Genomic DNA, 8,297 nt, shown 5'->3' on the forward strand with positions numbered 1-8,297 from the left:
GGACCATGTTTGATGACCGTCGGCCCGCCGCCGGCACCGCGCCGGGTCAGCGCCCGCACCCGCGCTTCCAGTTCGGAGAGGGCAAAGGGCTTGGCCATGTAGTCGTCGGCACCGAGATCGAGGCCTTGCACGCGCTGTTCCACCGAATCGGCGGCCGTCAGGATCAGCACCGGCAGGCGCGAATTGCGCGCGCGCAGGCGGCGCAGCACCTCCAGGCCGGACATCTTGGGCAGGCCCAGGTCGAGGATCAGCAGGTCGAAATCCTGGGTGGACAAGGCGGAGTCGGCCTCCACCCCGTTCTTGACGCAATCGGCGGCATAGCCGGAATGGCGCAGGGAACGGGTCAGCCCGTCGGCCAGTACGCTGTCGTCTTCAGCAAGGAGGATGCGCATAAGAATCGGTCAGCGAGGCAAGGCCGGCTGAATTGTCTCGGATGGTTGAATTATTGTGATACCTTTTCATTCATATTCCACTAATTCAACCCCCAATGCAAATCAGGGATTGCCTGATGAGCGCTGTCCTTGAGACAGGTCAGGTCGCGGGTTTGAAGTGTAACAATTCAGATTGGGGCATTGAAGTCTGAAGCTTAGGCCTTATAGTAGGAGGCGTCAGCAAGATTTACTTGCTGGCAGCGCAATTTTTGTTGATATAATTTCTCGCATCCATTTCTGGAAAAATCGCTGGAAAATCTGATGAAACGTTTGTGGGTCCTGCTGCTGATCTGTCTGCTCCCGGTGCAAGTATTTGCAGCGGTGCTGACGTACGCCAGCTCGATGGCCGCAACCGACTTCGCAGTCCCGGCTCCGGTGCAAGCCGCCGTGGCGACCCAGCATCTGGTGTCCAAGACCGTTTCCCTGTCCGACCAGGCCGCTTCACTCGGTGACGACCAGTCGCACGCCCTGGTGGCCGATGCCGCCGGCAGCGATGACGACAGCACCGGTTACGCCGACAGCGGTGAAGATTTCTCCACGCACGCCGGTATCGGTGACGAGCCCGTGCTGATGCAATCCCTGGCCATGGTGCCGCAAACTTCCCGCCTGGCGCCCGCTCTGCGTAGCGATGCCGCCCTGCAACCCCCGTTCCTGCCCCGCGCAGGACGTCCTCCCCGGGCCTGATCCCGTCGCCACGCGCGACAGGTTTTGCTGCGCCCGCTGAACTGCCCCTGATCGATTGAGGCTTCGCGCCGTGCGCCAGCAGGACCCTGCGCGTGCGCGGCCAGCGTCGGCCTGCCCGCGCCGGTGCTGATCCTCCAGGGCACACCTGTTCCAGTGATTCCGAATTACGGCCGATGTGACCGCATCACATCATCAGAATCCTTTAGGAGATAGCATGAAAAAAGCATTTGTCGCGCTGATAGTGGCGGTCATGACGCTGTCTGTTGGCATGTCGGCCGTCGAAGCCAAGCGTCTTGGCGGTGGCGGTTCGATCGGCAAACAGTCTTCCAGCGCCAGCCGTCAGGCGCAGAGCCCTGCCCCGATGCAGCAGAACCAGGCCGCCGCTGCCAAGCCGGCCGCGCCTGCTGCCGCTCCGGCTGCAGCCGCCGCCAAGCCGAGCATGTGGAAGGGCCTGCTGGGTGGCGCGTTGCTGGGCCTGGGCCTGGGCGCGCTGCTGTCGCACTTCGGCCTGGGTGGCGCACTGGCCAGCATGATCAGCACCATCCTGACCGTGGCCCTGATTGCCCTGGCGATCATGTTCGTGATCCGCATGTTCCGCCGCAAGTCGGAATCGGCACAGTCCGCGCAACCGGCTCCGGCCTGGGCCAGCGCTGCACCGCAAGCGGCTGACAACGCATCGGCCACGCCGCAGATCGGCTCCATGCTCAAGACCGACCAGTCCGCAGCCTCGACCACCCAGAACGGTTTCGGTGGTGGTTTCGGCAATGCCGAGGCAGCGCCTGCCTACGGTATCCCGGCCGGTTTCGACACCGTGGGCTTCGTGCGCAATGCCAAGACCTACTTCATCCGCCTGCAAGCGGCATGGGACAAGGCTGACATCAACGACATCCGCGAATTCACGACGCCCGAGATGTTTGCCGAGCTGCGCCTGCAGATCCAGGAACGCGGCGCTGCTGCCAACCAGACCGACGTGGTCTCGCTGGATGCTGAAGTGCTGGGCGTGGAAACGGTGGGCAATGATTACCTGGCCAGCGTGAAGTTCTTCGGCTTCATCAAGGAAGATCCGACTGCTTCGCCGGCCCAGTTTGCCGAGATCTGGAATCTGTCCAAGCCGGCTGCCGGCCAGGGTGGCTGGGTGCTGGCTGGTATCCAGCAGCTCGATCCGGTCCAGGGCTGAGTCAACGGCCCGGACAAATTGGCAAGAACGTTCATGTAACAAGTTTCAGTTTGGCGCGGAAGGCGGCGGTTAGTGGATGAGCGTCGCCAGTCCGTTTTACCGCCGGCTTTTGCCGGCGGTTTTTTTTGTTCGCTTGGTTCTGCATTCCACGCCTGAAGTTTTCTTCATTTCGGTCCGGAGCCGCCCAAGTGGCGGGCATCATTTTTCCTCTTCCGGCCTTTTCCTTCGTATCGCAGCGTCCCATAAAAAAGCACCGCATCAGCGGCGCTTGTGAGATTGCTCGTCCGGCGCAGTGCCGGTGCGATCTCTGGCCCGATCCCGGTCCTGTCCTGGAGAACGCTCGTCCGACAGAGGAAACAGCAACGCCACCATCACCAGGATGATCAGCAGTACCAGCGTGATCTGATCCAGTCCGTCCATGGTCATGCGGTCTTGCCGTGTGATCGACGCCGCGCGTCGCGCCAGCCCAGGCTTTTCTGTTCGACGGTGCGCAGCAGGCTGTCGCTGACTTTGCCCAGCACGGCCAGGATCAGGATCGCGCACAGCACCAGGTCCGGCCGGCTGCTTTCGCGCCCATCCGAGAGCAGGTAGCCCACGCCCTTGGTAGCGGCGATCAGTTCGGCCGCCACCAGGAACATCCACGCCAGGCTCAGTCCGCCGCGCAGGCCGGCAAACAGGTAGGGCAGGGAGGCCGGCAGCAGGATGTGGCGGATCAGTTCGCCGGTGCTGAGGCCGGAGCTGGTGCCGACTTCGATCAGCTTGTGGTCGATGTCGCGAATGCCGGCCACCAGATTCAGGTACACCGGGAAAAACGCACCGATGGCAATCAACACCACCTTGGGCGTTTCGTCGATGCCCAGCCACAGCAGCAGGAGCGGAATCCAGGCCAGGCTCGGGATGGCGCGCAGCGCCTGGAAACTGGGTTCCAGCAGGGCTTCGGCGCGGCGGCTGATGCCGACCAGCAGACCCAGGGCAACCGCCAGCACGCTGCCGATCACGAAGCCGGAAGCCACACGGGCGAGGCTGGCAGCGATATGCGGCAGCAATTCACCGCGCTGCGCCAGTGACCACAGGGTGTGTGCCAGCTCGCTGGGCGGTGGCAGCAGGCGCGCGGGAATCCAATCCAGCCGCGCACCGGCTTCTACCGCCAGCAGGAACAGCAAAGGAACGATCCAGCCGGTGAAGCGCCCCGGACGATAGCCATCGTCATGCGGCCAGCCACGGCGGCGCGGGGTGGCCGCGCGGGCCACGGGCGGCTTGGCGGCGTCCAGCTTGGGCGTGGCCTGCAGCTTGGCCGGAAGCGGGATGGGATCAGCCATGACCTCAGGCCTTCACCACGCCCTGCGCATAGCTGGGATCGATCAAGGCATTGATGGTGCGCGGCAGGTCGGTGCCGCTCTTGACCAGGTCTTCTTCCAGCAGGATGGGCGAGGCTGCGCGCAGGGCCTCGATGTGTTCGCGGCCGATCTGCGGTTGCGAAAAATCGTTGCGCTTCAGTTGCAGGCGCGCCACCTGTGCCGACAGCTTGGACTCTTCCGACAGCAGGGCCACGGTCTCGTCGGGATGGGCGATGATCCAGCTGCGCGCACGTTCATAGGCGGCGAGCACGCGCTTGACCTGGTCCGGATGGCGGGCGGCAAAGGTGTCGCTGACGTTGAGGAAACCGTAGGTGTTGAAGTTGACGTTGCGGTAGATCAGGCGCGATCCGGCTTCCAGTTCGCTGGCCGCCAGATGGGGATCGAGCCCGGCCCACGCGGCCACGCGGCCCTGTTCCAGTGCGGCCCGGCCATCGGCGTGCTGCAGGTGGACGATTTCGACGTCGCTCTTCTTGAGGCCATTCTCATGCAGTGCGCGCAGCAGGAAGAGATACGGATCGGTGCCCTTGGTGGCGGCGATCTTCTTGCCCTTGAGTTCGGTGATGGACTTCACCGTCGACTCCTTGCCCACCGCCAGCGCCGTCCATTCCGGACGCGAATAGATGTACACCGCCTTGACCGGATTGCCATTGGCCCGCGCCAGCAGGGCGGCCAGGCCGGCGGTGCTGCCGAAGTCCACGCTGTCGCTATTGAGATATTCGAGCGCGCGGTTGCTGCCGGCGCTGAGAACCCATTTGACTTCGGTGCCTTGTGCCTTGATATCTTCCTCCAGCCAGCCGAACTTGCGCAGCACCAGGCTGGGCGGCGAGTAGTAGGCATAGTCCAGGCGGATGGTCTTGGGCGGCTGTGCGGCACGCGCCAGCAGGGGCGCGCTGCCCAGTACGGTAGCGCCGAGCGCGGCGGGGGCCAGGCGCAAGAAGTCTCTGCGTTGCATGAATGGGTTCTCCCTAGGTTGGATCGCCCCGCGCGAAGTGGCGCAGCACGGCCATGGCCGGCCGCAAAGGCGGGACAAACCGACACTCTAAGGACGAAGCTCTGGCGGAAGAACGACTATTTTCGCGCTTGCATATGCGGGCGGCGCATGTGGCCGCAGGCCCGAACGGGGGGCATTCCATGGAGGCCGATGGCCGTCATGTCCTCATGCAGAGATGCAGAGATGCAGAGATGCAGAGGTGCAGAGGTGCAGAGATGTACAGATGCAGTTGTGTAGAGGAGACGGCATGCCGCCGTTCAATCATGTAGTCCTCTGCAGGAGTGGCAGACCGGCCAGGTAGAGAGAGGAGGACGAGGAGCACGATGAGGCCACGGAGAAGATGCGTCTCCGTACGCGCCTCATCGATTTACGGCAGGCACAGTTCGAACAGCGCACCACCATCCGGATGATTGGACAGGCGCGCTTCGCCATGCCGGGTCTCCTTGTTGTGGGCGGTGGCAATGGCATTGCACAGGTCCATGCCCAATCCGGTGGACGGCTTCTTTTCCTGGGTGCCGATGCCGGGGCCATCGTCGCGCACCGTGAAGATCACGCCGCCTTCCGGATGCTTGCGGCAGCCCAGTGCGATCTGCGAGCGTGCAAAGCGGCTGGCATTCTGCAGCGCCGCTTCCAGCGCCAGCGCCACCAGGTGTTCATCGAAGAAGCCGATCACCGGCATGTCGGTTTCGTCCACCTGCAGGGCGATGTCGTTGCTGCGGGAGACGCCGTGCTCGCGCACCAGGGCATCGAGGAAGTCCAGCGGCGAGACCGCCTCGACCTGCGCGCGCAGGCCCTGGGAATCGGCCTTGTAGAGGGTCAGGAAGGCGATCAGCTTTTCCTGCAGGGCCAGGCAGGTGACATGGGCCTGCTGCACGCGCGGCACGTCGTCGGACAGGCGGCGCAATTCCCCCTCCAGCACACCCAGGGAGTTTTTGATGTCGTGAATGATGATCGCGGCAAGCTTGGGATCCATGGTCAGCTCTTCGGGGCTACTTTGGTCAGGGTGTCGCGCAGGAATTTGTGCATCTTCGCGACTCTATCGTTGCCGGGAATCAGGCGGTCCAGGGTGGCCAGGTAGCGGCGCACGCGCTTGACGTATTCTTCGTTCCAGCCGCGCTGGCTCATCCACAGCAGGTGCAGCTGGGCGGCGGCCAGCAGCACGCCGGTGTTCTCCGGCATGCTGGCCAGCGCCTCTTCCAGCCGCGCCAGCGACTCGTCGGGCTTGGCGCTGCGCATGAGGGCATTGGCTTCGGCGATGATGCTCATGCAGTGCTTGACGGCACCGTCGATGAGCTCCTCGGCCAGGTTGGCGCGGCCGGTATCGGCCAGCACCTTGCGCGCCAGCATCTGCAGGGTCTTGTTCTCGTGGTCGGACTTGACCGCTTCGGCGATCAGCTTGGCACCTTCCTCATCCTTGCCCATCGAGAAGGCGGCCTTGGCCAGCGCCAGGGTGGCGGTGTCCGAGGCTTCCTTGCCGGCCGCCTGGCGGGCCGTCTCGAAGGCTTGCTGGGCCGAGATGGTGTCGCCCAGCTGGACGTAGGCCTGGGCCTGCACGGCGGCCTGCGCGGAGACGAAGATGTTGGATTCCTCGTAGCGGCGCGGCGCGCTTTCCAGCAAACGCAGCGCGGCATCCGGATCGCCGCTGTCGATGTGCACCTGGGCCAGCGACAGCAGATCGGTGGGCTGCGCGGTGAGCGAACCCTTGGTGTGCTTCAGCACCTTGTCATAGGCCTCGCGCGCCTGGTCGAGATGGCCGCTGCGGTAGGCCACATCGCCCACCAGGCGGCTGCGGCGTGCCGAGGGAATGATCTCGGAGGACTTGGTCAGTGCCTCCAGCGCGCCTTCCTGGTTGCCCTGGGCTTCGTCGATCTGCGCCATCAGGTCGTAGGCGGCGATGAACTGCTTGTTTTGCGCCAGCACGTCCTGCACGATCACGCGCGCATCATCCATCTGGCCGGCCACGATGTTGCAGCGGGCCAGGCCGATCTTGGCCCATACCAGGTCGTCGCGCATGGCCAGGGCCTGCTTGTAGACCTCGCGCGCCTCGTCGATGCGGCGCTGTTCGATCAGCAGCGTGCCCTTGGTCTTCATGATCTCGACGATCCACTTGGGGGCCGACTTGAGCACGTTGTCGCATTCGATGATGGCGCCGGTGATGTCCTTGCGCTTCATCTTTTCGGTCACCGGCAGCATGGCGTGCTGCTTTTCCAGCAGTCGATCCACGCGCTCGGCGATGCGGCTGGCCGTGAGCGGCTTCAACATGTAGGCGTCGGGCTGGAACTCGGCGGCGCTGGCCACCAGGTTGTAGCCGCTCTCGGCCGTCACCATGATGAACATGCAGGTCGGCGAGAGCATGTTCTGGGTGCGGAAGAACTCCAGCAGCTGCTGGCCGTTGCTTTCCTTGTTGAGGTTGTAGTCGCAGATGATCAGGTCATAGGTGCCGGACTGCACGAAGCGGATGGCTTCATCGGGCGTGGCAGCCTGGTCGACCTTGGTCACGCCGAGCTGCCCGAGGTGCATGCGGATGTTCTGGCGCATCGTCGGCATGTCGTCGATGACCAGGCAGCGCAGGGCGCTGATGTGGCTGAAGGGCACTAAACTCATGAGAACGGTCTGTAAAGCGATCTGTAAGGCGATCTGTTCGGGATTGCGGAATGCCGTGGGCCGAATAATTGCCGCGGCGCAATATCGTGCGAGATGACGACTATTGATACCAATTTGGCCATTGCTGACGAATTATTCCCCCCAACTCGCGAGTGTGCCGTTTTTTTTCCTTCCATGCATCATTCCTCTGCGATTTATGAAGTTTTTGGCAGGTCGGCCTCTCGTATAATTGTGGTTTTCGCCCACGGATGGAATTTGGGCCGACAAAAAGGCTTGCACTAAGCACTGTTTTTTTATACAGTATCGCTCTATCGGGGCGGTCATCCACTGCCCCCGGGCAACACCCGCGGCCTGCCAGCGATGGCCAGGCACTGCGAGCAAGATCCAAGCAACATTCAAGCAACATCAGCAAGACTCCCCCTGACACCCGTCTTCACGACATTTTGCCGAGAGAGATTTATGGACGACAAAAAAGCTGCGAACAACTCTGAAAAGAGCAAGGCGCTGGCCGCCGCGTTGGCACAGATTGAAAAGCAGTTTGGCAAGGGCTCGGTGATGCGCATGGAAGATGGCGTCATCGCTGAGGAAATCCAGGCGGTTTCCACCGGCTCCCTGGGCCTGGACATCGCGCTGGGCGTCGGTGGCCTGCCGCGTGGCCGCGTCATCGAAATCTACGGTCCGGAATCCTCGGGCAAAACCACCCTGACCCTGCAGGCGATCGCCGAAATGCAGAAGCTGGGCGGCACCTGCGCCTTCATCGACGCCGAGCACGCGCTGGACGTCACCTACGCGCAAAAGCTGGGCGTGAACCTGAGCGACCTGCTGATCTCGCAGCCCGATACCGGCGAACAAGCCCTGGAAATCTGCGACGCCCTGGTGCGCTCCGGTGCGGTGGACCTGATCGTGGTCGACTCCGTGGCCGCGCTGACCCCCAAGGCTGAAATCGAAGGCGACATGGGCGATTCCCTGCCCGGCCTGCAAGCCCGCCTGATGTCGCAGGCGCTGCGCAAGCTGACCGGCAGCATCAACCGCACCAACACCACCGTGATCTT

Annotated in this window: 9 protein-coding genes; 3 read left to right on the forward strand and 6 right to left on the reverse strand. The window is 63.2% G+C overall.

The features are described from left to right. A partial coding sequence (locus B3873_RS02735; protein WP_286863911.1) for a response regulator occupies positions 1–392 on the reverse strand: 392 nt, incomplete at its 3' end. A gap of 300 nt (positions 393–692) precedes the next feature. Here B3873_RS02735 and B3873_RS02740 point away from each other — a divergent pair. After that, positions 693–1,115, forward strand: coding sequence for a hypothetical protein (locus B3873_RS02740; RefSeq protein ID WP_286863913.1), 423 nt, complete (start codon positions 693–695; stop codon positions 1,113–1,115). A 214-nt stretch (positions 1,116–1,329) separates the two neighbouring features. Next, a complete protein-coding gene (locus B3873_RS02745) occupies positions 1,330–2,292 on the forward strand; it encodes a Tim44 domain-containing protein (RefSeq protein WP_034329589.1) in 963 nt (320 codons plus the stop codon). 258 nt (positions 2,293–2,550) lie between these two features. Here B3873_RS02745 and B3873_RS02750 read toward each other — a convergent pair whose 3' ends face one another. From B3873_RS02750 to B3873_RS02770, 5 genes are all read right to left on the reverse strand, one after another. After that, positions 2,551–2,718, reverse strand: coding sequence for a hypothetical protein (locus B3873_RS02750; RefSeq protein ID WP_286863915.1), 168 nt, complete (start codon positions 2,716–2,718; stop codon positions 2,551–2,553). Further along, positions 2,715–3,611 carry an ABC transporter permease gene (locus B3873_RS02755; RefSeq protein WP_286863916.1) on the reverse strand — a complete coding sequence of 299 codons (897 nt, stop codon included), beginning with the start codon at positions 3,609–3,611 and terminating at the stop codon, positions 2,715–2,717. The genes B3873_RS02750 and B3873_RS02755 overlap by 4 nt, the downstream gene beginning before the upstream one ends. A gap of 4 nt (positions 3,612–3,615) precedes the next feature. Continuing rightward, positions 3,616–4,602 (reverse strand): aliphatic sulfonate ABC transporter substrate-binding protein, encoded by a 987-nt coding sequence (locus B3873_RS02760; protein WP_286863917.1) that lies wholly within the window; start codon positions 4,600–4,602, stop codon positions 3,616–3,618. Positions 4,603–5,008: 406 nt separating this feature from the next. After that, complete coding sequence (locus B3873_RS02765) at positions 5,009–5,614, reverse strand: sensor histidine kinase (RefSeq protein ID WP_039789179.1); 606 nt, start codon at positions 5,612–5,614, stop codon at positions 5,009–5,011. A gap of 2 nt (positions 5,615–5,616) precedes the next feature. Continuing rightward, positions 5,617–7,245 carry a response regulator gene (locus B3873_RS02770; RefSeq protein WP_039789178.1) on the reverse strand — a complete coding sequence of 543 codons (1,629 nt, stop codon included), beginning with the start codon at positions 7,243–7,245 and terminating at the stop codon, positions 5,617–5,619. Positions 7,246–7,704: 459 nt separating this feature from the next. Between B3873_RS02770 and B3873_RS02775 the strand changes: the two genes are divergently transcribed. Further along, a partial coding sequence (locus tag B3873_RS02775) for an ATPase domain-containing protein (protein ID WP_286863918.1) occupies positions 7,705–8,297 on the forward strand: 593 nt, incomplete at its 3' end.

Source organism: Herbaspirillum sp. UBA812 (genome assembly GCF_002296545.1).
GTDB classification, from domain to species: domain Bacteria; phylum Pseudomonadota; class Gammaproteobacteria; order Burkholderiales; family Burkholderiaceae_D; genus Herbaspirillum; species Herbaspirillum huttiense.